Here is a 24,772-nt window from a genome sequence, read left to right on the forward strand (position 1 = left end):
TGGTCTCGGGACGGGGCCGAGGCTCATCGGGGACCTCCGGCGGGCAGTGCCCCCCGGTGCAGCGCGGCGATCAACTGCGCCCGGTCGCGGCAGCCCATCTTGCGCAGCACGTTGGAGACGTGGAACTTGACGGTGCTGACCGCCACCTGCAGCTCCCGGGCGATCTCGGAGTTGGTCAGCCCGCTGGACATCAGCCGCGCCACGTCCTGTTCCCGGGCGGTCAGCGCGGTGGCCGAAGCGGTCAGCCCGGCCGCCGAGTCGATGCCGTCCCGCAGCGTGGCCAGCATCCGGGGAGCCAGTTGCGGGGAGACCCAGCCGCTTCCGGCCAGTACGGCGCGGGCCGCCTCGACGAAGTCGCGGTCGGGGTCGTCCCTGTCCACCAGGCCGTCCACCCGGCCGGTCAGCAGGGTGGTCGCCAGGGTCGGATCGTCCGGACCGTCCAGGATCGCCAGGACCCGCGTCCCGGTGCCGGCCGGTGACGCCCGCAGCCGTCCGGCGGTCAGCACGGCGGCCTCCACGACCAGCAGTTCCGGGGATGCGCCACCGGTCCGAGGTGTCCGCCGGCCGGCCGCATCGCAGGGAACGACGGTCCAGCCGGGCCGGTCCAAAATGGAGTTCAGCCGATTCCGCAATGACGATGTGGCGATCCGGAGCACAATTTTCACCACGACAGACTGGTCTCCCCAGCAGGTCATGCCGGCACCACGGGAAAGTCGAACGCCAGGCTCTTTCCTCCGGTGCAGGAACGCGCCTGCTCGGTGCGGTCGCATCGGGCCCGGCGACTCTCCGCTTCCGGCGGTGGACATCGCCAGGAACTTAACAGGCACCAAGTTTGTGAAAACTGTGCGGGGCCGATTCAAGCATTGCTCGGCCGGCGAGCGGATCGGCGTGCCACCGGGTGATTCGCCATCTGTTCTGATGAAAGATTCCAGTCCAAAATGCCTGATCGTCATCTTCTCGGGATCCAGTCACCGGCCTTGGCCGATTTCGGCCATTGACTTTTTTCTGAGCATGGCGCCGGAGGATCGCGGGAAACAGCGTGCTGGAAATGCCCGGCAAACCCGCTGCATCGTTTCCCCTCTGGAAGGGACCGGCATCGTCCCGATCCGCCGTCGCGGGCGCCGAGGCAAGGCCGCAGCGCCATCGAAAGGGTGCGGCTCGTTCCTCGACGGCCCGACGGGGGCCGTGTCGGGGCGGGCGGCCACCGCTTGCCGCCGTGGCGAGCGTCACGATGACACCGCCGCCGTGTCCCTCCGTGCCGGCCATGCCCGTTCACTCCGGCAGGCGGTCGACCCACGCCGCGTGGCTCACGGTCGTGGCATGGGTCCAATCGCCGGGGGCGAAGTCGCGGTTCACCCCGCCCGGTTCCACGACCACTGTTTCGGTGTGCACCGCCCGCCCGGAGTCCGGATGGATGATCAGCCGTTGCTCGATCACGCCGATACGCCGGTCGGACACCCGGACCGCCACCGCCGTGCCCCGGCCGCCTTCCAAATGGCGTCCGCCGCCGGCGGCCGGCTGTATCCCCTCGATCACCCGCACCCCTTCGATGCCGGCCATCAGACGGAACGCGGCGGCCCGTACCTGCGGCGTGACCGGCAGTTCCATCAGCAGCACGCTCAGCACGCCGAACAGCCGCTCGTCGGGGACCTTGTAGCGCCGGGCCAGGTGGTCCCTCAGCCGCGCGGGCTCCGCCGGGAAGTGCCGGAGCTCCCCCATTCGGATACGCATGGAAAATCCGGGGGCGAACCCCAGCGACCTCGCCTCGTCACCGGACACGGCGCTCCGCTGGGCCGGGCGCGGTCCGCTGACGTGCAACGTGAAGTTGCTCCCGCCCCGGCGCATCAGCGCCGGAACAGGCACCGTGCGGGGGGAGCCGGCCCGTTTCCAGGCGGCGGCGTCGGCCGCGCTCGCAGGCCGGACGCCCCTGTGCTGCTCTACCCGCAGGCCGGGCAGGTCCGGGGTACGGCCGATCCAGGACTCCTCGTACTGCTGCTCGCGCAGCGTGTACCTGGCGCCGGGCTCGCCCACCCGGAACTGGTCGGTCGAGAGCATCGCCACATGCCAGTAACGGCCGTCGCCACGCTGATCCCGAGCCGTCCGCTCCGCGGCGACCAGCAGGAACCGCCGCGCCTGAGGCGTCCCGCCCGCCTCGTGCGATAGGGGCGACGGCGCGGGTCCAAAAGACGCGGTCGCCAACAGAACCGCCCCGGCGGTGGTCACGGCAGCGGCCGTCGTCGCCAGCCCCAGGCGCAGTACCGTCCTGCGGTTCGGGCGGCGGGAGCGGTGGGAGCGGCCCGCCGCACGTTCGAGAAGGCGCCGGCGGCCCTCCTCCCGAACCGCGGGCGCCGGGTCGGCCGCCGGGGAGGGCTGGTCATGAAGCACGGCCACCAGTGTCAGCTCATCCATCGCGGGTCTCCTGACCAGAAATGAGGGGATTGCTCTCGCCCAGTGACCGGCGCAGTTTCCGGCGGGCCCGGTTCATCCGCGAACCCACGGTCCCGAGGGGGATGCCCAGCGCCTCGGCGACCTCGGCGTAGCTCAGCCCGCCCAGCACCACCAGCAGCAGCACGTCACGGTCGCCGGAGGCCAGTTTGCGGACGGCCGGCGCCAGGCGCAGCGCCTGCGCGGTGACCCGGGCGGCCACCCGGTCCCCGTGGTCTTCGGCCGCCTCGTGCGGAACCATCCGCGCCAATGCCCGGTATCTGCGTTTCTCGGCGCGGCGGTGCCGGGCGATCAGCGTGGTGGCGATCCCATACAGCCACGGTCGCAGCCGCCCGCGGGCGGCGTCGAAGTGGGCGCGTTTCTCAAAGGCGGTCAGGAAGACCTCAGCGGCCAGATCGTCGGCCACGTCCGCGCCCAGCCGCCGTGCCAGGTACCGGTGGATCTCGACGAAGTAGCGATCATAGACGGCCGCGAACAGCTCCGGCCGTTCCCGCGACCGCTCGATGAGTGCACGATCGTCCTGATCAGGGTCATCGCCGTGCACGGCGACTCGTACCGGCACGGTCATCGGCAACTCTCACGCATCCTGGGCCCTCTAGGCGTCCTTTTGGGTTCATCACCCTCTCCTTCGCCGCAAGGCCCGAGTTTCTTCACGGTCGCCCGCCGATGACGAAAGCCCCTCCCGGGGGACCCGGGAGGGGCTATGTGCCGTCAGGTGTCAGCGGTTGTACTGACCGAAGTCGTATTCCTCCAGCGGGACGGCCTCGCCGGAGCCCTGGCCGAAGGAGTACTCGGCGCCGTCGTCGTAGGACCCGACGGAGTACACCGCGGCCTTGGCCTCCTCGGTGGGCTCGACCCGGACGTTGCGGTACTGCGGCATGCCGGTACCGGCCGGGATGAGCTTGCCGATGATGACGTTCTCCTTCAGGCCCAGCAGCGGGTCGCTCTTGGCGTGCATGGCCGCCTCGGTGAGCACCCGGGTGGTCTCCTGGAAGGAGGCCGCCGACAGCCACGACTCGGTGGCCAGCGAGGCCTTGGTGATGCCCATCAGGACCGGACGGCCGGCGGCGGGGGTGCCGCCCTCGGCCACCACCTTGCGGTTGGTCTCCTCGAAGACCGGCCGCTCCACCAGGTCGCCCGGCAGCAGGTCGGTGTCGCCCGACTCCAGGATGTTCACCCGCTTGAGCATCTGGCGGACGATGATCTCGATGTGCTTGTCGTGGATCGACACGCCCTGCGAGCGGTAGACCTCCTGGACCTCCTGGACCAGGTGCAGCTGCACCGCGCGGGGGCCGAGGATGCGCAGCACCTCGTGCGGGTTCTGGGCACCCACGATGAGCTGCTGGCCGACCTCCACGTGGGCGCCCTCGCGGACCCCGTCCATCAGGCGGGCCCGCATCGGCACCTGGTAGGCGACCTCATCGGACCCGTCGTCCGGGACGATGATGATCTTCTTGGCCTTCTCGGTCTCCTCGATCTTGACCCGGCCGGCCACCTCGCTGATCGGGGCCACGCCCTTGGGGACGCGGGCCTCGAACAGCTCCTGCACACGCGGCAGACCGTGGGTGATGTCCGCCCCGGCCACACCACCGGTGTGGAAGGTCCGCATGGTCAGCTGGGTGCCGGGCTCGCCGATGGACTGGGCGGCGATGATGCCGACCGCCTCACCGACGTCCACCCGCTTGCCGGTGGCCAGCGAGCGGCCGTAGCAGGCGGCGCACACACCGATCTTGGACTCGCACACCAGCGAGCTGCGGGTGCGCACCTCCTCCACGCCGGCCTCGATCAGCCGGGTGAGCACCGCGTCCGACAGGTCGGCGCCGGCCTGCACGATCACCGTGCCGTCCACCACGACGTCCTCGGCGATGGTCCGCCCGATCACGCTGGTCTCGGCGTGCGGCGGCCGGACCAGCGAGCCGTCGGGGGCCCGCTCGGCGGTGCGGACGGTGATGGTGCGGTCGGTGCCGCAGTCGGCCTCGCGGACGATGACGTCCTGGGCCACGTCCACCAGACGCCGGGTCAGGTAACCGGAGTCGGCGGTGCGCAGCGCGGTGTCGGCCAGACCCTTGCGGGCGCCGTGGGTGGAGATGAAGTACTCCACCACCGACAGGCCCTCGCGGAAGGAGGACTTGATCGGCCGCGGGATGGTCTCGCCCTTGGGGTTGGAGACCAGGCCGCGCATACCGGCGATCTGCCGGACCTGCAGCGGGTTCCCTCGGGCCCCGGAGTTGACCATCATCCACACCGGGTTGTCCTTCGGGAACGCCTTGGTCATGTCCTCCATGACCTCGGCGGTGGCGTGCGTCCAGATCTCGATGAGCTCCTGGCGGCGCTCCTCGTCGGTGATCAGGCCGCGGTCGTACTGGCGCTGCACCTTGTCGGCGCGGGCCTCGTACTCGGCCAGGATCCGCTCCTTGTTCGGGGGCGCCACCACGTCCTCGATCGCGATGGTCACGCCCGAGCGGGTGGCCCAGTAGAAGCCGCGGTCCTTCAGCTCGTCCAGCGCCGCCGCCACGACCACCTTCGGGTAATTCTCGGCGAGCTGGTTGACGATCTGCGACAGCTGCTTCTTGCCCACTTCGATGTTGACGAAGGGGAAGTCGTCCGGCAGCGTCTCGTTGAACATGCAGCGGCCGAGCGTGGTCTCCAGCCGGTAGGGCTGGCCCGGCTCGTACCCCTCGGGGGCGACCCAGTCGCGCGGCGGCGGGGTGTCCTTGATCCGCACCTGGATCTTGGCCTGCAGGTCCAGCTCGCCCCGGTCGTAGGCCATCACGGCCTCGGCCGGCGAGGAGAAGGCCCGGCCCTCGCCCTTGGCGCCCTCCTTCATGGTGGTCAGCCAGTACAGGCCGATCACCATGTCCTGGGTGGGCATGGTGACGGGTTTGCCGTCGGAGGGCTTGAGGATGTTGTTGGTCGACAGCATCAAGATCCGCGCCTCGGCCTGGGCCTCGGCCGACAGCGGCAGGTGGACCGCCATCTGGTCGCCGTCGAAGTCGGCGTTGAAGGCGGTGCACACCAGCGGGTGGATCTGGATGGCCTTGCCCTCGACCAGCTGCGGCTCGAAGGCCTGGATGCCGAGCCGGTGCAGGGTCGGCGCCCGGTTCAGCAGCACCGGGTGCTCGGCGATGACCTCCTCCAGCACGTCCCACACCACCGGGCGGGCGCGCTCGACCATCCGCTTGGCGGACTTGATGTTCTGGGCGTGGTTGAGGTCGACCAGCCGCTTCATCACGAACGGCTTGAACAGCTCCAGCGCCATCTGCTTGGGCAGACCGCACTGGTGCAGCTTCAGCTGCGGGCCGACCACGATGACCGAGCGGCCGGAGTAGTCGACGCGCTTGCCCAGCAGGTTCTGGCGGAACCGGCCCTGCTTGCCCTTGAGCATGTCGCTCAGCGACTTCAGCGGGCGGTTGCCCGGGCCGGTGACCGGACGGCCGCGGCGGCCGTTGTCGAACAATGCGTCGACGGCCTCCTGGAGCATCCGCTTTTCGTTGTTGACGATGATCTCAGGGGCGCCCAGGTCCAGCAGCCGCTTGAGCCGGTTGTTGCGGTTGATGACCCGCCGGTACAGGTCGTTGAGGTCGCTGGTGGCGAACCGGCCGCCGTCCAGCTGCACCATCGGGCGCAGGTCCGGCGGGATGACCGGGATGCAGTCCAGCACCATGCCCAGCGGGCTGTTGCGGGTGTTGAGGAACGCCGAGACGACCTTCAGCCGCTTGAGGGCGCGGGCCTTCTTCTGGCCCTTGCCGGTGCGGATGATCTCCCGCAGCTTCTCGGCCTCGGCCTCCAGGTCGAAGTTCTCCAGGCGGGCCTGGATGGCGCGGGCGCCCATGCCGCCTTCGAAGTACTGGCCGAAGCGGTCCCGCATCTCGCGGTACAGCAGCTCATCGCCCTCCAGGTCCTGGACCTTGAGGTTCTTGAAGCGGTTCCAGACCTCCTCCAGGCGGTCCAACTCCCGCTGGGCCCGGTCGCGCAGCTGCTTGATCTCCCGCTCGGCGCTGTCGCGCAGCTTGCGCTTGGCGTCGGCCTTGGCGCCGGAGGCCTCCAGCTCGGCCAGGTCGGCCTCCAGCTTCTGCTGGCGCAGCTCGATGTCGGCGTCGCGGCGCTGCTCGATCTGCTGGCGCTCCACCGAGATCTGCGCCTCCAGCGTGGGCAGGTCGCGCTCGCGCTTCTCGGTGTCCACCGAGGTGATCATGTACGCCGCGAAGTAGATGACCTTCTCCAGGTCCTTGGGCGCCAGGTCCAGCAGGTAGCCCAGCCGCGACGGAACGCCCTTGAAGTACCAGATGTGGGTGACCGGGGCGGCCAGCTCGATGTGGCCCATCCGCTCACGCCGCACCTTGGCGCGGGTGACCTCCACGCCGCAGCGCTCGCAGATGATGCCCTTGAAGCGAACCCGCTTGTACTTACCGCAGTAGCACTCCCAGTCCCGGGTGGGGCCGAAGATCTTCTCGCAGAACAGGCCGTCCTTTTCCGGCTTGAGGGTCCGGTAGTTGATGGTCTCGGGCTTTTTGACCTCGCCGTGCGACCACTGACGGATGTCGTCGGCGGTCGCCAGGCCGATCCGCAGCTCGTCGAAGAAGTTGACGTCCAGCACTGTGTATCTGTCCCCTTGTGTCCTCAGACCTCTTCGACACTGCTCGGCTCACGCCGGGACAGGTCGATGCCGAGCTCCTCCGCTGCGCGGAAGACGTCCTCGTCGCTGTCGCGCATCTCGATGGACATGCCGTCGCTGGAGAGCACCTCGACGTTGAGGCACAGCGACTGCATCTCCTTGATCAGCACCTTGAAGGACTCCGGAATGCCCGGCTCCGGGATGTTCTCGCCCTTGACGATGGCCTCGTAGACCTTGACTCGGCCCAGGACGTCGTCGGACTTGATGGTCAGCAACTCCTGCAGGGCGTAGGCGGCGCCGTAGGCCTCCAGCGCCCAGACCTCCATCTCCCCGAACCGCTGGCCGCCGAACTGGGCCTTACCGCCCAGCGGCTGCTGCGTGATCATCGAGTAGGGGCCGGTCGAGCGCGCGTGGATCTTGTCGTCGACCAGGTGGAGCAGCTTGAGGATGTAGATGTAGCCGACCGCGATGGGGTCCTTGAAGGGCTCGCCGGTGCGGCCGTCGTACAGCTTGGCCTTGCCGTTGGGGCCGATCAGGCGCATGCCGTCCCGGTTGGGCAGGGTGCACGACAGCAGCCCGGTGATCTCCTCCTCGCGGGCGCCGTCGAAGACCGGGGTGGCGGTCTTGGTCCACGGCCCGGCCTCGGTGGCGCCGATGGCCTGCAGGCTGCGCTTCCAGTCGGCGTCGTCGCCCTCGATCTTCCAGCCCTGGCTGGCCACCCAGCCCAGGTGGGTCTCCAGGACCTGGCCGACGTTCATGCGGCCGGGCACGCCCAGCGGGTTGAGGATGATGTCGACCGGGGTGCCGTCCTCCAGGAACGGCATGTCCTCCACCGGCAGGATCTTGGCGATGACGCCCTTGTTGCCGTGCCGGCCGGCCAGCTTGTCCCCGTCGGTGATCTTGCGCTTCTGCGCCACGTAGACGCGGACCAGCTCGTTGACGCCCGGCGGCAGCTCGTCGCCCTCCTCGCGGGAGAACACCCGCACGCCGATGACCTTGCCCTGCTCACCGTGCGGCACCTTCAGCGAGGTGTCGCGGACCTCGCGGGCCTTCTCGCCGAAGATGGCGCGCAGCAGCCGCTCCTCGGGGGTCAGCTCGGTCTCACCCTTGGGCGTGACCTTGCCGACCAGGATGTCGCCGGGGACGACGTCGGCGCCGATGCGGATGATGCCGCGCTCGTCCAGGTCGGCCAGGACCTCCTCGGAGACGTTGGGGATGTCCCGGGTGATCTCTTCCGGACCCAGCTTGGTGTCGCGGGCGTCGACCTCGTGCTCTTCGATGTGGATCGAGCTGAGCACATCGTCCTGCACCAGGCGCTGGGACAGGATGATGGCGTCCTCGTAGTTGTGGCCCTCCCAGGGCATGAACGCCACCAGCAGGTTCTTGCCGAGCGCCATCTCGCCCTGGTCGGTGCACGGGCCGTCGGCGATGACCTGGCCGGCCTCGACCCGCTGGCCCTCGTCCACGATGGGCTTCTGGTTGAAGCAGGTGCCCTGGTTGGAGCGCTTGAACTTGGCGACCCGGTAGGTGGTGCGGGTGCCGTCGTCGTTGAGGACGGTGATGTAGTCGGCGGAGACCTCCTCCACCACGCCGGGCTTCTCGGCCAGGATCACATCGCCGGCGTCGGTGGCGGCCCGGTACTCCATGCCGGTGCCCACCAGCGGGGCCTCGCTGCGCAGCAGCGGCACCGCCTGGCGCTGCATGTTGGAGCCCATGAGCGCCCGGTTGGCGTCGTCGTGCTCCAGGAAGGGGATCATGGCGGTGGCCACCGAGGTCATCTGCCGCGGGGAGACGTCCATGTAGTGGACCTCCTCCGGCGGCAGGTACTCGATCTCACCGCCCTTGGTGCGGACCAGCACCTTCTCCTCGGCGAAGGTGCCGTCGGGGTTGAGCGGCGAGTTGGCCTGCGCCTTGATGTAGCGGTCCTCTTCGTCGGCGGTCAGGTAGTGGATCTCGTCGGTGACCCGGCCGTCGACGACCTTGCGGTAGGGGGTCTCGATGAACCCGAACGGGTTGACCCGCCCGTAGGCCGACAGCGAGCCGATCAGGCCGATGTTGGGACCTTCCGGGGTCTCGATCGGGCACATCCGGCCGTAGTGGGACGGGTGCACGTCCCGGACCTCGAAGCCGGCCCGCTCCCGGGACAGACCGCCCGGGCCCAGCGCCGACAGCCGCCGCTTGTGGGTCAGCCCGGCCAGCGGGTTGGTCTGGTCCATGAACTGCGACAGCTGGCTGGTGCCGAAGAACTCCTTGATGGAGGCGACCACCGGCCGGATGTTGATCAGGGTCTGCGGGGTGATGGCCTCCACGTCCTGGGTGGTCATCCGCTCGCGGACCACCCGCTCCATGCGGGCCAGACCCAGCCGCACCTGGTTTTGGATCAGCTCGCCGACGGTGCGCAGCCGCCGGTTGCCGAAGTGGTCGATGTCGTCGATCTCGATCGGGACCGAGACGCCTTCGGGGCCGGCGGCGGTCAGCACCGCCTCCTCCTCGCCGGCGTGCAGCCGCACCAGGTACTCGATGGTGGCGACGATGTCGTCCTCGGTCAGGGTGCCCTGGTTCATGTCCAGGCGCAGCCCGAGCTTCTTGTTGACCTTGTAGCGGCCGACCTTGGCCAGGTCGTAACGCTTGGGGTTGAAGTACAGATTCTCCAGCAGAGCCTGCGCCGACTCCTTGGTCGGCGGCTCGCCCGGCCGGAGCTTGCGGTAGATGTCCAGCAGCGCGTCGTCCTGCCCGGAGGTGTGGTCCTTCTCCAGGGTGATGTTCATCGACTCATAAGCGCCGAAGTGCTCGCGGATGCGGGCCTCGGTCCAGCCGAGCGCCTTGAGCAGGACGGTCACCGGCTGCTTGCGCTTGCGGTCGATGCGCACACCGACGTTGTCGCGCTTGTCGATCTCGAACTCCAGCCAGGCCCCACGGCTGGGGATGATCCGGCAGCCGTAGATGTCCTTGTCGCTGGCCTTGTCCAAAGAGCGGTCGAAGTAGACGCCCGGCGAGCGCACCAGCTGGGACACCACGACACGCTCGGTGCCGTTGATGATGAAGGTGCCCTTGGGGGTCATGAGCGGGAAGTCGCCCATGAAGACCGTCTGGCTCTTGATCTCGCCGGTCGAGTTGTTGATGAACTCCGCCGTCACGAACATCGGGGCGGAGTAGGTCATGTCCTTGTCCCGGCACTCCTCGATGGAGTACTTGGGCGGTTCGAACCGGTGGTCCCGGAACGACAGCGACATGGTCCCGGAGAAGTCCTCGATCGGGCTGATCTCCTCGAAGATCTCCTCCAGGCCGGACTGGGTCGGGATGTCGCGCACCCCGGCCTTCAGGGCCGCCTCGACCCGGGCCTTCCAGCGCTCGTTGCCCAGCAGCCAGTCGAAGCTGTCGGTCTGCAGCGCGAGGAGGTCCGGGACTTCGAGTGGTTCCTTGATACGCGCGAAGGAAACGCGGTTCGGACCGGTCACGGTGTTCGAGGCGTTGCGCGAGGCTGCCAAGAGTGGTCCTTCCGAGGGCTCGCGGCGGTACTGGTGACGCGCAGATCAGACCATCGCCGAGCAAGGTCGTCAGGCAGGTTCCGCATCAGGTGCACGGACCGCACGCGGTTGGAGTCTTGCACGAGGATGGTCAGAGGGCAGCGCAAAGGAGCAGTGTAGCCGACCGCTACACTGCTGACAACTCTAGCGCAGCAGTATGCATCACAGTTGCCTCGCAGCATCGCTTGTCTGAGCCCCAGAGTCAAGACCGGCCAGCGGTATTTCCGCCGCTGACCAGCCGTGAGGAAAACCATAGTTTAGGAATCGGGGGCTCACGGCGACGCCCGTGACACGCCCGGCCCGCCTCGGAGATCTCCGGGACGGGCCGGGCGGGGCCGGGATCGGCCGGCCTCACATGACCTGAAGCTTCTCCACCAGCCAGCGGTCGCCGACCTTCCGCATGGTCAGCCGCAGCGTGTACTGGTTGGGCAACCGCTCGGCGGTGTCGGCCTTGGCGGTCTGCTGGTTGAGGAAGACCAGCGCCACCGCGGTGGAACCGGACACCCGCTCCACCCCGGTCTTGATCGCCACCCCTTCGGTGACGGTCTGCTGCTTGCGGGCGGTCTCGCCGACCTGCTCGGCCTGCTTGGCGAACTCCTCGCGGAACTTGCCGGTGGTGTGCCCGGTCGCCCGGCGCAGGTCGGAGTCGACGGTGCGGTAGTCGTAGGACGACAGGTCCTGGGCGGCCTGGGCCGCCGCGAACGCCACTTCCTTGCGGGCCTCCTCGGCGGCCTCCAGCTGCCCCTTCTTGTACACCAGGAAGCCCAGGGCGCCGCCCAGCGCCACCGCCAGGACCAGCAGGACCACGCCGGAGGCGCCGAGACCGGCCCGCACCACCACCCGCCGCTTGGCGGCGGCGGGCTCTTCGGCCGCCTCCTCGACCGTCTCGTCGACCGCCTCCTCGACCGTCTCGTCGACCTTGGTCCGGTCGGCGACCGTGGCCTGGACGTCCTCGTCGTCCTCCTCGTCGGTCTCCTTGTCGAGCAGGACCTTTGTGGCCGCCGCGCCGTCCTCCTCGGCCTGGTCCTCAGCCTGGTCCTCGGCCGTGCCGGCGTCCGCGGTCTTCTCCTCCGCCTCCGCCGCCTCATCGCCGCCGGCGGCCTCAGCGGCCTCCTCGGCCTCGGCCTCGGCGGCCTCCGCCTCTGCCGCCTCCTCGGCCTCCCGCAGGGCGGCCCGGGCCTCCTCGGCGGCCTTGCGGGCCTGCTCGGCGAGTTCCTCGGCCCGGCGCGCGGCCTCCTCGGCCTTGCGCGCCTTCTTCTCGGCCCTGCTGCCCTTCTTCGGCTTGCCCGCCTCGCTCGTGGCGCGCCCGCCGCGACCCAGCATCGTCATGCGACCAGCCTCATGTTGGAGACGAGCCAGCGCCCGTCGGTACGGGTGAGATCAAAGCGCCAGCGGTAGTAGCGCGGCTGTCCCTCCTTGACGCTGGGGCTGGTGGTCACCGCGCTGACGGAGACGATCACCTCGGCGGAGTCGTCGTCCATCGACACCACGCCCGCCCGCACGTCCTGCACGCTGCTGGTGCTCTTGGCCTTCTCGGCCGACTGCCGGACGTCCTTGGACATGGTGGCCCACTGCTCCTTGGCCTCCCCGGTCAGCCCGTTCATCACCTGCTGCAGGCCCTTGTCGATGGTGCGGTAGTCCAGGCTGGCCAGGTTGATCGCGGTCTGCCGGGCGGACTGGGCGGCCTTGGCCCGCTCGTCCTCGCGGGCCTCGGCGCGCCACACCGACACGCCCACGACGGCCACGAACACGGCGAGCACCACGACGACCGTGCCCAGCAAGCCGGTCACCACGGGGATGCGGATCACCCGCGCCGAGGATCGGTCCGGGTCCCGCGACCGCCTGATCTTCACGCCATTGGCTCCTTATCGTGACAGCGGACCGAGCAGGAGCATCTTCCAGGAGGAGTCGCCCAGCAGCCGCTGCTGGCCGCCGCTGTACCCCAGCAGGTACTGCTTGCCGTCCGGCCCGTACACGGCTCCGGTCGCTGGATCATATCCAGCCAGCTGCACTGATCCGGACGAAACAGGCACATACAGGGTGTTTCCCGTGAGGGTGGTCAGGCCGCCCTGCTGCTCGTCCTCCTTGCTCGACGGCGAGGGCGTGGCCTGGGCCTGGGCGGTGCGCTCCTGCTGGGCCGCGGTGCGCTCGGGGAAGCCGGCGCCCTCGGTGGCGCCCTCGGGCACCCTCGGGTAGGGCCGGCGGGCCTCCGGCGGGGTGTTGCGGGCGCCGCGCACGACCTTGTCGGAGTTCTTCGGCTCCTTGCAGCTGATGTCGGTGCGGACCTTGCGCTTGCTGGTGTCCTGCGGCCAGCGGCGGTAGTCGGTGCCCGGGTAACCGGTGGTGCACGGCGCCGGGGCGTCCAGGTTGAGCACCAGGCCCAGGTGCTGGGTGCCGTCGCCGGGGGTCACCGTGAACGCGCCGGCCACGGTCATCGGGTAGAGGATGAACAACGACCGCAGCCCGGCGATGCGGGAGGTCATCACCTGCCCGGTGACGGTCATGTTGGCCAGCAGCACCGGCAGCGTCGGCGACAGCTCGTCGATCAGCTCGGTCGCCTCGGCGCTGGCCGGGACGGTGGCGTCCAGCGTGCTGCGCAGCGCCGGGTCGTCGCGCCGCAGCTGGGTGGTCAGCGTGTTGAGGTCGCGGGCGAAGGCGCGGATGTGACCGCCCATCTGCCGCTGGGTGTCCAGCACGGTGCGGCTGTTGTGCAGCAGCCGGGAGGTGTCGTCGTAGGACTCCTCGGCGGTCTGCAGCAGCCGGTTGCTGTCGTCGAGGATGGCCTGCAGGTCGGAGGCCGACCCGTTGAAGGCCTTGTCCAGCTCGTCCACGATCGTGCGCAGGTGCTGCGGGTTGACCGAGGAGATCAGCTTGTCGACGTTGCGCAGCAGCTCGGCGGTGGAGACCGGCAGCCGGGTGCGGTCGGCGGGGATGGTGTCGTACTTGCCGCCGTCGCCCAGGTAGGGGCCGCTGATCTTGCCGTCCGGGCCGGGCTTCTTGGTCGGCTGCAGGTCGATGTACTGCTCACCGACCGCCGAGCGGTTGGCCACCACCGCGACGGTGCCGTCCCAGGGGATCTTGTGGTCGCTGTCCAGCAGCAGCTTGACCCGGATCCCGGTGTCGGTCAGCTCCATCGGGCCGACCCGGCCGACCGTCACCCCGCGGTAGGTGACCTCGGCGTTGGTGAACACGCCGCCGGACTCGGTCAGGTCCACATAGACCGTGTACTGGCGGCCCAGCGCCTCCCGGCCGATCCCGATGTAGCGGACCGCGACCACGCTGATCCCCACCACGGTGATCACCAGGAAGGCCAGCAGCTGGATCTTGACGCCGCGCTTGAGGATCACTGGTACCCCCCGGTCATCAGCCTGTAGAGGTCACTGGATGCGCCGGTGGGCCCCAGAGCCCGGGGACGCGCACCGGGCGTCGCCGAGGGGGTCGCCGTGGCGCCCGGGGACGGGGTGGCTCCCCCGGCACCGCCCGTGCCCTGCTGCTGCGGCAGGTCGGGCAGCACGCCCAGCGGCGGCTGCTGGACGCTCAGGCTCGGCGGCTTGAGCAGCAGCCGCATCTGCCGGCCCTGCTTGACCAGGTACTCCAGCTCGGTGCCGCCCAGCAGGTTCTGGGTCAGGTTCTTCATGTCCAGGTCGAGCGTCATGTGCAGGTTGCCGTAGTCGCCCCGCAGCACGTTGGCGAAGGTGGCCGGGAACGGGAAGGTCGTCATGGTCTCCAGGGCCTTGGGCAGGTTGGAGCCGGCCTTGTTGAGGTACTGCAGCGTGGTCTGCAGCGACTTGAGGTTGGCCACCATGTCGGCGTGCGAGGCGTTGATCACCCGCGTGGTGGTGCGGCTCAGCTTGTCCAAGCTGACCAGCATCCGGGTCAGGTCGGCCCGGTTCTGCTCCAGGATCTCGATGGCCGGGCCGGTCTGGTCGATGGTGGCGGTGATGGTGGCGCGCTCATCGGCCAGCTGCTTGCTGAGCCGGTCGATGCTGTCGATGGCCCGCACGATGGCGCCGCGGTGACGGTCCAGGGTGCCCACGAAGGTGTCCACCTTGTGCAGCACCGACTTGATGGTGTCGGTGCGGCCGTTCATCACCGCGTTCAGCTCCTGGGTGATGGTGGAGACCTGCTCCAGGCCGCCGCCGTTGAGCAGCAGCGACATCGCCGACAGCACCTCTTCGATCTCGGCGCCGCGGCCGGTGCGCGACAGCGGGATCAAATCGCCGTCGCCCAGCCGGTCGGCCGAGGGCGTCTCGCCCACCGGGGGCGACAGCGCCACGAACTTCTCGCCCAGCAGGCTGGTCTGGGTGATGGTGGCGCGGGCGTTGTCGGGCAGGTTGACGTCCCGGCGCAGCTTGAAGGTCACCACCGCCTGCCAGGACTGCCCCGGCGTGCTGCCGCGCTGCAGCTCCACCTTGGTGACCTTGCCGACCGACACGTCGTTCAGCTTGACCACCGACTGCGGCACCAGGTCCAGCACGTTGGCGAACTCGGCGCGCACCGTGATGGGCCGCTCGCCCAGGTCGGGGCCGCCCGGCAGCGGGATGGACTCCACCCCGGTGAACGAGCAGCCCGACAGGCCCACCGACAGGGCCGCGGCGGCCGCCGCCAGGCCGAGCCTGCCCGGCAGGCGGCGGGCCGCACCGTCAGAACGGGTCACCCGGCTCATCGGCCACCTCCCGGCAGCAGCGAACGGAAGTCGCGCTGCTGCGCATCGCCGCCAGAGTTGCTCGCCGCGCCGCCGGAGCCGGCCTTCTTGCCGCCCAGCACGCCCCCTCCGCCCTTGCGGGGGTTGCGCGGGTCGTCGGGCCCGTAGGCGTCCCGCGGGATCGGCTCGGGGTCGTAGTGCGTGGTCAGCGCGGTGATCCAGGACAGGTCCAGGCTCAGGTGGGTGAGCGCGTCGCCGAGGTGGTCGTAGGGCTTCATGAAGTCCAGGCACTGCTTGGCGGGGGTGCCCACCGAGTAGGCCAGCGAGCAGATCCAGTCGGCCAGGTTGGAGAAGTTGACCGACAGGTTGGCGCGGGTGCCGATGGTGCCGCTGATGGGGTCGTAGGCGCGGGCCAGGTTGTTGATGGCCATCGGCGCGGTCTCCAGGAACTCGGCGAACGACTTGCGCTGCTTGACCAGCACCGCGGTGATCTGGGCGAGCTTTTCGACGTCATCGCCCAGCCGCTCGCGGTTGTCCTTGATGAAGCGCTGGACGTTGCGCAGCGTGGGGCCCAGGGTGTTCAGCGCCGCCGACAGCTCCTCGCGCTCCTGGGCGAGCTGGCTGGACACCGCGGCCAGGTCCTGGTTGAACTGGCGGATCTGCCGGTCGGTGCGGACCATCGCGGCGGTGACGATCTGCAGGTTGCGGATGGTGGCGGCCACGTCGTCGCGGTCCTCGCTGAGGGTGGACAGCATCCGCGAGGTGTCGGCGATGGTCTGGCGCAGGTCCTCGCCCTGGCCCTCGAAGGTCTCGGCGCTGACCTGCAGCAGCCGCGACAGCGAGCCGTCGGCGTTGGCCCCCTCGGGGCCGAGCGCCTTGCTCAGGTCGTTGAGGCTGCCGCCGACCTCGTCCACCTCGACCGGCACGTGGGTGCGGTCGGTGCCCAAGGTGGCGTTGTCGGGCAGCGTCGGGCCCGTCCCCTTGTAGGCGGGGGCGAGCTGGACGAACCGGTCGGCGACCAGGGTCTGGTTGACGATCACGGCCTGCACGTCGGCGGGCACCTTGTAGCGGGCCTCATAGGTCATCTCGACCTTCACCGTGTCGCCGCGGGGGGTGACCTTGGTGACCTTGCCGACGCGCATGCCCAGGATCCGCACGTCCGAGCCCGGGTGCAGGCCCACGGCCCGCTCGAAGTAGGCCGTCACCCGGCGCTGCGGCGGCTCGTGGAGCACCACGACGGCCACGGCGACCAGCGCCGCGACGACGGCGATCACGCCGAGGAGAGTTCCGATTCTGCGCACGGTGGTGTCCTGCCTGCTCACGGGAGGAAGGGCAGCGGGTTGTCCTTGCTGGGCCGCGGGGTGCCGGCCTGGCCGCCGCCGCTGCCGCCGCTACCTTGGGCGTCCTTGACGGACACCGGGATCGGGAGGATGTTCTGGAGGTAGTTGTCGAACCAGCGGCCCGAACCGGTGGCGTCGGTGAACTGGCGGGTGAAGGGCCCGTACAGCTCCAGCATCCGGTCCAGGTTCTTCTGGTTGCGCAGCAGGATGTCGCTCACCCGCTCCAGGTTGGCCAGCATCGGCTTCAGCTCCGCCTCGTTCTCCGCGATCAGCGCGTTCACCTGCTGCGACAGCAGCACGGTGCGCACCAGCAGCTGGTGGATCACCTCGCGCCGGGCCCGCACCGCCTGCAGCAGGCGGTCGCCGTCCTCGATCAGGCGGGCGAAGTCGGCGTTGCGGTCGGCCAGCAGCTGGGAGACGCTGCGCGCCCGGTCGGCCAGCTCGTGCAGCTGGGCGTCCCGGGAGGAGATGGTCTCCGACAGCCGCCGCAGGCCCTTCAGCGACGCCCGGATCTCCTCGGGGGAGTTTTCGAAGGTGTCGGCCAGCACCTGGAAGGAGCGGGCCACCTCCGCGTGGTCGATCTGCCCGACCTGCTTGCTCAGGTCGTTGAGGGCGGGGACCACGTTGTAGGGGACGGAGGTGCGCTCCAGCGGGATCTCCCCGCGCAGCCGCCCGCCGCCGCGCGGGACCAGGGCCACATAGTGCGACCCCAGCATGGACTTGATCTTGATCTCGGCGCGGGTCAGCTCGCCCAGCCGGACGCCCTCCTCCTCGATCCGGAAGGTCACCTTGACGTGGTCGCCGGCCAGCTCCATGTCGGTGACCTTGCCGACCCGCACGCCGGCCACGCGGACCTCTTCGTCCACGCGCAGCCCGGCGGCCTCGCTGAAGCGGGCGGTGTAGTACTCGCCGCCGCCGATCAGCGGCAGCCGGTCGACATTGGCCGCCGCCAGCAGCAGCACCGCCAGCACCGCAAAGGAGATCAGCCCGATGGGCACCGGGTTGCGTTCCCGGAACGGCACTCTCATGGCCGCGCTCCCCTCTTGGCGTATCCGGCCCGGGCCGCGGCCCGAGCGCGCCGTTCGGCTCGCCGCTCAGGCATCGCTACTTGCACCTCGCGTTCTCGTTCTGCAGCCGCGGCGTCTGGTAGACCGGGCCGCCCGGCAGGGCGATTCGGGCGTCCAGCCCGCACAGGTAGAAGTTGAACCACGAGCCGTAGGAGGAGGCCGCCATCAGCCGCTCGATGCGGTCGGGGGTGCGCTTGAACAGCAGGTTCAAGTCCTTCTCGTGGTCGGCCAGGGTGTCGGCCAGTTTGTTGAGGTGGGCGATGTCGCTCTTGAGGCCGGGCCGCACGTCCTTGAGCAGTTCGGTGGTGGTCCCGGTGAGCTGGTTGATCGCCGCCACCGAGTCGAAGATCGCCTCCCGGTCGGCGGCCAGCCCGCTGACCAGCGCCCGCAGGTCCAGCACCATCTTGTTGACCTGCTCGTGCCGGGAGTCGATGGTGCCCAGCACGGTGTTGAGGTTGTCGATGACCTGGCCGATGACCTGGTCGCGGTCGGCCAGGGTGTTGGTCAGCGAGGCCACGTGCGCCAGCACGCTGTTGACCGTGCCGGCCTCCCCCTGCAGGGTCTGCACGATCTGCATGGCCAGCGTGTTGACCTGCTGCGGCTCCAGCGCCTTGAACAGCGGCCGGAACCCGTTGAACAGCACCGTCAGATCCAGCGCCGGGTGGGTGCGCTCGGCGGGGATGGTCTCGCCGGGGCGCAGGTACTCGCCGGCGTTGGCGGGGGCGGTGTCGGTCAGCTCGATGTAGCGCTGCCCGACCAGGTTGCGGTACCGCAGGTGCAGCTCCACCGAGCGGGGCAGCCCGGCGCGGAAGACGCCCTCCCGGCCGATGCTGAAGGTGACCTCGGCCTGGGTGCCGCGCAGCTTGATGTCCTCGACCTGGCCGACCCGCACGCCGGAGGCGCGCACGTCGTCGTTCTTCAGCAGGCCGGTCACGTCGGTGAAGATCGCCTTGTAGCGCACCGAGTCCACAAAGCGCACGTTGGCGATGGTCAGCGCCAGCACCGCGGTCACCAGCCCGGTGACCGTGACGAAGATGCCCAGTTTGAGGGCGGCGCTCGCGGTTCTCATCGCAGCGTCACCACCGATCCGTCATCCAGCAGCGGCCCGTACAGCAGCACCGCCGCGTCGGAGACCTGGTCGGCGGGGGTCCGGGTGAGGGGCCCCACGATGTTCTTGATCTGCTCCTTGGCGGACATCCGGCCGTCGGTGGTCACGAACACCCCGGAGACGGCGCGGTTGCGGTGTCCCGGCGGCAGCGGCTTGTCGGGGTCGTGCGGGTCCTTCCACCACAGGTCGTCCTCGGTTCCGTCCAGGGCCATCCAGTCGGGGAAGGGCACCTTGGGGTTGGGCAGCCCGTAGCAGCGCGGGCCGCGGTGGTCCTTCATCTCCGGCAGGTCCAGCGGGTTCTTGTAGGCCGGGCGCGGCTTGACGATCTCGACGGTCACGTTGAACGTCGGGGTCTTGCCGCCGCCGGCCTCCTCGGCCCGCGGCTGCAGCTTGACCACGCCCTCGAACACGCACGGCAGCGACGGGGAGTAGCGGGCGAACAGCTGCAGCACCTCGCGGTTGGCGATGTTGAAGCCGACGATCTTGGGACCGTTCTCCTGCATGAACCGGTCGCCCTTGACCCCGAGCCCGGTGACCGCGGGGATCAGCGTCTCGATGGTCCGTTCCTTGTCGGTGATGGTCTTGCTGGTGACGTTGAGGTTGCGCAGCGTCTGCAGCAGGTCGGGGGCGGCCGAGTTGTAGATGTCGGCCACGTCCGCCAGCGCGCGCAGGTCGTACACCAGCGCATCCAGGTCGGGGTTGACCTTGGTCAGCAGGGAGTCCAGCCGCTCCAGGGTCTGGCCGATCTGGTCGCCGCGGCCCTGCAGGGCGGTGGCCAGGGCGTTGAGCGTGGTGTTCAGCTTGGCCGGCTCGACCGCCCGCAGCAGCGGCAGCAGGTTGTTGAGCACCTGGTCGACTTCCACCGCCACCTGGGAGGTGTCCTGCTGGATCACCGCGCCCGAGCGCAGCGGGGTGCTGCTGCGATCGGCGGGGATCTGCAGGTCGACGTACTTTTCGCCGAACAGCGTCTTGGGCAGCAGCCGCGCGGTGACGTTGGAGGGGATCAGCTTGGCCTTGTCGGGGTCCAGCGCCAGCTCCAGCACGGCGCCGTCGGCGGTGGCGCGGGTGGCGCGGACCTCGCCGACGATCAGCCCGCGCACCTTGACGTCCGAGCGCGGCAGCAGCTGCAGCCCGGCCCGCTGGGTGCGCACCTTGACGTTGACGGTGGGGGTGAGCGCCTTGTTGAACTGCGCCACCGCCAAGACCAGCAGCAGGGCGATCACGCAGATCATGGCCAGGCCGTAGATCCGGTAGCGCGCCCGCTGCGACAGACCACCTGTAGCAGTCATCTCTCGTCCGTCACCCCGCGATCCGTACGGTGGTCGTCGCGCCCCAGATCGCCATGCCCAGGAACAGGTCGGCGAGGTTGATCACCACGATGCTGGTGCGCACCGCCCGGCCCACCGCCACGCCGACGCCGGCCGGGCCGCCGCTGGCGTGGAAGCCGTAGTAGCAGTGGATCAGCATGACGAGGATGGCGAAGACGATCACCTTGCCGAACGACCAGAGGATGTCGTACGGCGGTAGGAACAAGTTGAAGTAGTGGTCGTAGGTGCCGGTCGACTGGCCGTAGAAGACGGTCACGATCAGCCGCGTGGCCAGGTAGGAGGCCAGCAGGCCCACCACGTACAGCGGGATCACCGCGATCATCCCGGCCAGCAGCCGGGTGGTGACCAGGAACGGCACGGTGGGAACCGCCATGACCTCCAGCGCGTCGATCTCATCGGAGATCCGCATGGCGCCCAGTTGCGCGGTGAAGCCGCAGCCCACCGTCGCCGACAGGGCCAGTGCGCTGACCAGCGGCGCCAGCTCCCGGGTGTTGAAGTAGGAGGAGACGAACCCGGTGTAGGCGGCGGTGCCGATCTGGTTGAGGGAGTTGTAGCCCTGCAACCCGACCTGGCTGCCGGTGAAGAACGTCATGAAGCCGACGATCGCCACGCTGCCGCCGATCACCGCCAGGCCGCCGGTGCCCAGGCTGACCTCCGCCAGCAGGCGCGCCACCTCGGTGCGGTAGCGGCGCAGCACCCGCAGCGTCCAGGCGAAGGCGCGGGCATAGAACGACAGCTGGTGGCCGAAGTCCTCGACCCGGTTCAGGGGCTTGCCGATCACCCTCGCGAGGGCCCGGCCGCTCTTGGGAGGGGCCGCCATCACATCCCCTTCTGCGGAACGAGCTGGAAGTACAGGGCGCTGATCACGAAGTTCTCCACGAAGAGCAGCATGAAGGTGATGACCACGGTCTGGTTCACCGCGTCACCCACGCCCTTGGGGCCGCCCTTGGCGTTCAGTCCCTTGTAGGCCGCCACCAATCCGGCGGTGAGACCGAAGATGAACGCCTTGACCTCGGCTTGGATCAGGTCCGGAAGCTGGGCCATGGCGTTGAAGGAGGCCAGGTAGGCGCCGGGCGTGCCGTCCTGCAGCACCACGTTGAAGAAGTAGCCGCCGACCAGGCCGACCACCGACACCAATCCGTTGAGGAACAGGCCGATGAAGGCGCAGGCCCACATCCGCGGCACCACCAGGCGGTGCAGCGGGTTGATGCCCAGCACCTCCATGGCGTCGATCTCCTCGCGGATCTTGCGGGAGCCGATGTCGGCGCACATGGCCGAGCCGGCCGCGCCGGCGATCAGCAGCGCGGTGACCAGCGGGCTGGCCTCGCGCACGATGGCCACCACGGCGGTGGCGCCGGTGAACGACTGCGCGCCCAGCTGCCGGATCAGGCCGCCGACCTGCAGCGACAAGATCGCGCCGAACGGGATGGCGACCAGCATGGTGGGGATCGCCGTCACCGAGACGATGAACCAGGCCTGCTCGATGAACTCGCGCCACTGCAGGGGGCGCTTGAACATCGCCCGGAAGGCGTCCAGGCACAGCGCGAAGAACCGGCCGGGCTCCTTGACGGTGATGTTGAGCAGGCCGTCGCCGAACTTGGCCAGCCGGCCGGAGCCGGCCGGCTCCTTGCTGGTCTGTCCCCCTCCCTGGCTCGCGCCGATGTGGGGAGTGGTCATCAGCTCTCCTCGAGCGTGGAGACCTCCACCGGGCGGTGGAGGAGATGCGGCATGACGCCGCTCCGATCAGTACACGGACGGTTACGTCCAGTGCCGGGTCCATGGACATGCGAGCCCTGGGAGAGCCGCCGGGAAGTCCGGTCCGGCTCGTCCCGAGGGCCGCCGGACGGCGAGGCGGGGGAGCGTCCCCGCCTCAGCCGCGCAAGCGAATCACCTGTGCGGACCTCCTGCGGGGGGAGCGCCCTGCGGGGGCGGGCCGGGCGGCGGGACCTGGCCCGGCCCGGCGGCGGCTCCGACGGTCCCGCCCTGGGCGGCCACGAGGCGCGGCCACTCCTCGATCCAGTTGCGGCCCATCTCGTCGATGAACGAGCCGGGCGGCGGCTGGATGCCGTGGGCGCGCAGCCAGGCGCCGGGCGGGTGCTGCGACGGGCGGATCCGCCCGTCGCTGGGCATCAGCTGCGGCGGGATCGGGGGGAGCCGGCCGGGGTCGGCTCCCATCTTGGCCTCGGCCTCCAGTTCGGAGACGTCCTTTTCCTCGGACATGCCGATGGGGCCCACCCGGCGGGCGTTGAGGAACTGGCGGACCACCGGCTCCTCGCTGGACAGCAGCATCTCCCGCGGCCCGAACATCACCAGCTCGCGGCGGAACAGCAGCCCGATGTTGTCGGGCACCGTGCGGGCGGTGTTGATGTCGTGGGTGACGATCAGGAAGGTCGCGTTGATCTGCGCGTTGAGGTCGACGATCAGCTGGTTCAGGTAGGCGGTGCGGACCGGGTCCAGACCGGAGTCCGGCTCGTCCACCAGCAGGATCTCCGGTTCCAGCACCAGTGCCCGGGCCAGGCCGGCGCGCTTTTTCATACCGCCGGAGATCTCGCCGGGGAGCTTGCGCTCGGCGCCGATCAAGCCCACCATCTCCATCTTCTCCATGACGATGCGCTTGATCTCGGCCTCGGTCTTGTTGGTGTGCTCGCGGAGCGGGAAGGCGATGTTGTCGAACAGGTTCATCGACCCGAACAACGCGCCGTCCTGGAAGAGCACCCCGAACAGCTTGCGGGTCTCATACAGCTCGCGTTCCGACAGGTACGGCAGGTTCCGGTCGCCGACCCAGATGTTGCCGCGGTCCGGCTTGAGCAGACCGACCAGCGACTTCAGGAACACGGACTTGCCCGTGCCCGAGGGCCCCAGGAGAACGGAGATCTCTCCCGCGGGCAGGGTCAGCGATACGTCCTGCCAGATGACCTGGCGGCCAAAGGACTTGGTGAGTCCTTCGACTCGGATCTCGACGCCCACTCGTCACCTTCCGTCCAGGCCGGGGGGTTCCCGGAACCAAAGTTCGAGCGTTCTGGGCGAGGCCCATGAACCTGAGCTGTCGTCACACGTGGCGTCCACCGGGTTACTACTAACGGGTAGCTGTGGCGGGTGCCACTACCGTAGCGGTCAATCTTGGAAATGGAAGAGGTTCAGCACAGGATCTGTGGCAAACCATAACGTCGTAAGCCAATCGTTACTTACCGGACGTCATCGCCCAGTCACAGCAGAACTGCACCTCAGGACTCTTCCCCAGAAGACCTGCGGGACGGCAGCGGCGCACACCACGGCACACCACCGTCGGCGTGAGATTACGCCGACGTGTGACGACTCACAAGCCCCACAGGCCCCTGGAGCACATCAAAGTGGGGTTGAAGAGTACAAGACGCCACAATCCCGGACACCGGCTCCCCCGCCCCGGCCCCGGAAAACACGACGGGCGGCCGCCCTCGCCCCCGCGGGGGTGAGGACGGCCGCCCGGGACGTCCGCCTCGGCCGGGACGGGCCCACAGCGCCCGTCCCGGCGAAGGGAAGCCGTTACTTGACGGTCACCGTCGCGCCGGCCTTCTCCAGGGCCTCCTTGGCCTTGTCGGCGGTCTCCTTGTTGACCTTCTCCAGCAGCGGCTTGGGCGCGCTGTCCACCAGGTCCTTGGCCTCCTTCAGGCCCAGGTTGGTCAGCGCCCGGACCTCCTTGATGACCTGGATCTTCTTGTCGCCGGCGGCCTCGAGGATGACGTCGAACTCGTCCTTGTCGGGCGCGGCCTCAGCGGCACCGCCCGCGGCGGTGCCACCGGTGGCCGGGGTGGTGGCGACCGCCACCGGAGCGGCGGCCTTGACGTCGAACTTCTCCTCGAACGCCTTCACGAACTCCGACAGCTCCAGGAGGGTCATCTCCGAGAAGACGTCGAGCAGTTCCTCGGTGCTCAGCTTGGCCATGTGCGTTTCCTCCGTACGGGTCTGAACATGCGATCCTGCGGACCGCGGGGCTTGGTCCTCGGTGGACCGCCTACTCGGCGGCCTCGGCCGGTGCGGCGCTCTCGCCCGCCTCCTCGCGCTTGGCCCGCAGCGCCTCGGCGAGCTGGGCCACCTGCGTGGGCAGCGCGTTGAAGACCGCGGCGGCGTTCGCCATCGACGCCTTCATCGCGCCCGCCAGCTTGGCCAGCAGCACCTCGCGCGACTCCAGGTCGGCGAGCTTGGTGATCTCGGAGGCGTCCATCGGCTTGCCGTCGATGACGCCGCCCTTGATCACCAGCAGCGGGTTTTCCTTGGCGAAGTCACGCAGCCCCTTGGCGGCCTCGACCACATCGCCCTTGACGAAGGCGATCGCCGAGGGGCCCGCCAGCAGCTTGGTGAACTCCTCATCGACCCCGGCGTTGTTCGCCGCGATCCGGGTCAGCGTGTTCTTCACCACGGCGAACTTGGCATTGTCACCGAGGTTGCGGCGCAGTTCGCCCAGCTGCGCCACGGTGAGCCCGCGGTACTCGGTCAGTACGGCGCCGCTGGAGCTTTTGAACTCTTCGGTGAGTTCGGCGATCGCGGCAGCCTTGTCGGCCCTCGCCATGGGCCTCCTTTCCGATTACCCAGGGTTCCAGGCCACCGGATGAAGGGCCGGAGAAAACGCACAACGCCCCGGCGCAGGCGCACGGGGCGTCACAGGCGGCCGCGCCATGGGCACGGACGCAACGTCGCTCTCGTCTCGCCTGCGCGGGCCG

Annotated in this window: 18 protein-coding genes; all 18 read right to left on the reverse strand. The window is 69.3% G+C overall.

Translation table 11 applies throughout. From position 1 onward, the window contains the following. Positions 1-23: 23 nt before the first annotated feature. The 18 genes from TCUR_RS27210 to rplJ all read right to left on the reverse strand — a co-directional run bounded on the left by TCUR_RS27210 (position 24) and on the right by rplJ (position 24,621). Positions 24-506, reverse strand: a complete 483-nt coding sequence (locus TCUR_RS27210) for a response regulator transcription factor (RefSeq protein ID WP_012854644.1) — start codon at positions 504-506, stop codon at positions 24-26. A 766-nt stretch (positions 507-1,272) separates the two neighbouring features. Continuing rightward, complete coding sequence (locus TCUR_RS21290; protein WP_012854645.1) at positions 1,273-2,409, reverse strand: CU044_5270 family protein; 1,137 nt, start codon at positions 2,407-2,409, stop codon at positions 1,273-1,275. Continuing rightward, entirely contained in the window at positions 2,402-3,013 is a 612-nt protein-coding gene (locus TCUR_RS21295; protein ID WP_012854646.1) for an RNA polymerase sigma factor, read from the reverse strand. The genes TCUR_RS21290 and TCUR_RS21295 overlap by 8 nt, the downstream gene beginning before the upstream one ends. Before the next feature lie 150 nt (positions 3,014-3,163). Further along, positions 3,164-7,042, reverse strand: coding sequence for a DNA-directed RNA polymerase subunit beta' (locus TCUR_RS21300; protein WP_012854647.1), 3,879 nt, complete (start codon positions 7,040-7,042; stop codon positions 3,164-3,166). Between the two features lie 23 nt (positions 7,043-7,065). Then, positions 7,066-10,548, reverse strand: a complete 3,483-nt coding sequence (gene rpoB / locus TCUR_RS21305) for a DNA-directed RNA polymerase subunit beta (protein WP_012854648.1) — start codon at positions 10,546-10,548, stop codon at positions 7,066-7,068. 390 nt (positions 10,549-10,938) lie between these two features. Continuing rightward, positions 10,939-11,916: a hypothetical protein gene (locus TCUR_RS25175; RefSeq protein ID WP_012854649.1), complete on the reverse strand. Its 978-nt coding sequence runs from the start codon at positions 11,914-11,916 to the stop codon at positions 10,939-10,941. Next, the gene (locus tag TCUR_RS21320; RefSeq protein ID WP_012854650.1) at positions 11,913-12,440 is read right to left on the reverse strand and encodes a hypothetical protein; all 528 of its coding nucleotides are present in this window, start codon (positions 12,438-12,440) and stop codon (positions 11,913-11,915) included. Before TCUR_RS21320 ends, TCUR_RS25175 begins: the two co-directional genes overlap by 4 nt. A 12-nt stretch (positions 12,441-12,452) precedes the next feature. Next, positions 12,453-13,934 carry an MCE family protein gene (locus TCUR_RS21325; protein WP_012854651.1) on the reverse strand — a complete coding sequence of 494 codons (1,482 nt, stop codon included), beginning with the start codon at positions 13,932-13,934 and terminating at the stop codon, positions 12,453-12,455. Next, entirely contained in the window at positions 13,931-15,253 is a 1,323-nt protein-coding gene (locus tag TCUR_RS21330) for an MCE family protein (protein ID WP_012854652.1), read from the reverse strand. The genes TCUR_RS21325 and TCUR_RS21330 overlap by 4 nt, the downstream gene beginning before the upstream one ends. Beyond that, positions 15,250-16,554 (reverse strand): MCE family protein, encoded by a 1,305-nt coding sequence (locus tag TCUR_RS21335; RefSeq protein ID WP_012854653.1) that lies wholly within the window; start codon positions 16,552-16,554, stop codon positions 15,250-15,252. The genes TCUR_RS21330 and TCUR_RS21335 overlap by 4 nt, the downstream gene beginning before the upstream one ends. Further along, complete coding sequence (locus tag TCUR_RS21340; RefSeq protein ID WP_012854654.1) at positions 16,551-17,600, reverse strand: MCE family protein; 1,050 nt, start codon at positions 17,598-17,600, stop codon at positions 16,551-16,553. The genes TCUR_RS21335 and TCUR_RS21340 overlap by 4 nt, the downstream gene beginning before the upstream one ends. 76 nt (positions 17,601-17,676) lie before the next feature. After that, positions 17,677-18,708, reverse strand: a complete 1,032-nt coding sequence (locus TCUR_RS21345) for an MCE family protein (RefSeq protein WP_012854655.1) — start codon at positions 18,706-18,708, stop codon at positions 17,677-17,679. Continuing rightward, positions 18,705-20,036, reverse strand: a complete 1,332-nt coding sequence (locus TCUR_RS21350) for an MCE family protein (protein ID WP_012854656.1) — start codon at positions 20,034-20,036, stop codon at positions 18,705-18,707. Before TCUR_RS21350 ends, TCUR_RS21345 begins: the two co-directional genes overlap by 4 nt. A 10-nt stretch (positions 20,037-20,046) precedes the next feature. Then, the gene (locus tag TCUR_RS21355) at positions 20,047-20,895 is read right to left on the reverse strand and encodes an MlaE family ABC transporter permease (protein ID WP_012854657.1); all 849 of its coding nucleotides are present in this window, start codon (positions 20,893-20,895) and stop codon (positions 20,047-20,049) included. Beyond that, positions 20,895-21,752, reverse strand: coding sequence for an MlaE family ABC transporter permease (locus tag TCUR_RS21360; RefSeq protein ID WP_012854658.1), 858 nt, complete (start codon positions 21,750-21,752; stop codon positions 20,895-20,897). Before TCUR_RS21360 ends, TCUR_RS21355 begins: the two co-directional genes overlap by 1 nt. A 210-nt stretch (positions 21,753-21,962) precedes the next feature. Beyond that, positions 21,963-23,042 (reverse strand): ABC transporter ATP-binding protein, encoded by a 1,080-nt coding sequence (locus tag TCUR_RS21365; RefSeq protein WP_012854659.1) that lies wholly within the window; start codon positions 23,040-23,042, stop codon positions 21,963-21,965. A gap of 555 nt (positions 23,043-23,597) precedes the next feature. Then, entirely contained in the window at positions 23,598-23,996 is a 399-nt protein-coding gene (gene rplL / locus TCUR_RS21370) for a 50S ribosomal protein L7/L12 (RefSeq protein ID WP_012854660.1), read from the reverse strand. Between the two features lie 70 nt (positions 23,997-24,066). After that, the gene (gene rplJ, locus TCUR_RS21375; protein ID WP_012854661.1) at positions 24,067-24,621 is read right to left on the reverse strand and encodes a 50S ribosomal protein L10; all 555 of its coding nucleotides are present in this window, start codon (positions 24,619-24,621) and stop codon (positions 24,067-24,069) included. Between the last annotated feature and the right edge of the window lie 151 nt (positions 24,622-24,772).

It is taken from the genome of Thermomonospora curvata DSM 43183 (assembly GCF_000024385.1).
In the GTDB taxonomy this organism is placed as follows: domain Bacteria; phylum Actinomycetota; class Actinomycetes; order Streptosporangiales; family Streptosporangiaceae; genus Thermomonospora; species Thermomonospora curvata.

Excerpts from the sequence above, each read along its gene's own strand:
- TCUR_RS21360 (WP_012854658.1), bottom strand. The coding sequence starts at position 21,752 with ATGACCACTCCCCACATCGGCGCGAGCCAGGGAGGGGGACAGACCAGC.
- TCUR_RS21290 (WP_012854645.1), bottom strand. The coding sequence starts at position 2,409 with ATGGATGAGCTGACACTGGTGGCCGTGCTTCATGACCAGCCCTCCCCG.
- TCUR_RS25175 (WP_012854649.1), bottom strand. The coding sequence starts at position 11,916 with ATGACGATGCTGGGTCGCGGCGGGCGCGCCACGAGCGAGGCGGGCAAG.
- TCUR_RS21345 (WP_012854655.1), bottom strand. The coding sequence starts at position 18,708 with ATGAGAACCGCGAGCGCCGCCCTCAAACTGGGCATCTTCGTCACGGTC.
- TCUR_RS21295 (WP_012854646.1), bottom strand. The coding sequence starts at position 3,013 with ATGACCGTGCCGGTACGAGTCGCCGTGCACGGCGATGACCCTGATCAG.
- rplJ (WP_012854661.1), bottom strand. The coding sequence starts at position 24,621 with ATGGCGAGGGCCGACAAGGCTGCCGCGATCGCCGAACTCACCGAAGAG.
- TCUR_RS21340 (WP_012854654.1), bottom strand. The coding sequence starts at position 17,600 with ATGAGAGTGCCGTTCCGGGAACGCAACCCGGTGCCCATCGGGCTGATC.
- TCUR_RS21350 (WP_012854656.1), bottom strand. The coding sequence starts at position 20,036 with ATGACTGCTACAGGTGGTCTGTCGCAGCGGGCGCGCTACCGGATCTAC.
- TCUR_RS21330 (WP_012854652.1), bottom strand. The coding sequence starts at position 15,253 with ATGAGCCGGGTGACCCGTTCTGACGGTGCGGCCCGCCGCCTGCCGGGC.
- TCUR_RS21355 (WP_012854657.1), bottom strand. The coding sequence starts at position 20,895 with ATGGCGGCCCCTCCCAAGAGCGGCCGGGCCCTCGCGAGGGTGATCGGC.
- rplL (WP_012854660.1), bottom strand. The coding sequence starts at position 23,996 with ATGGCCAAGCTGAGCACCGAGGAACTGCTCGACGTCTTCTCGGAGATG.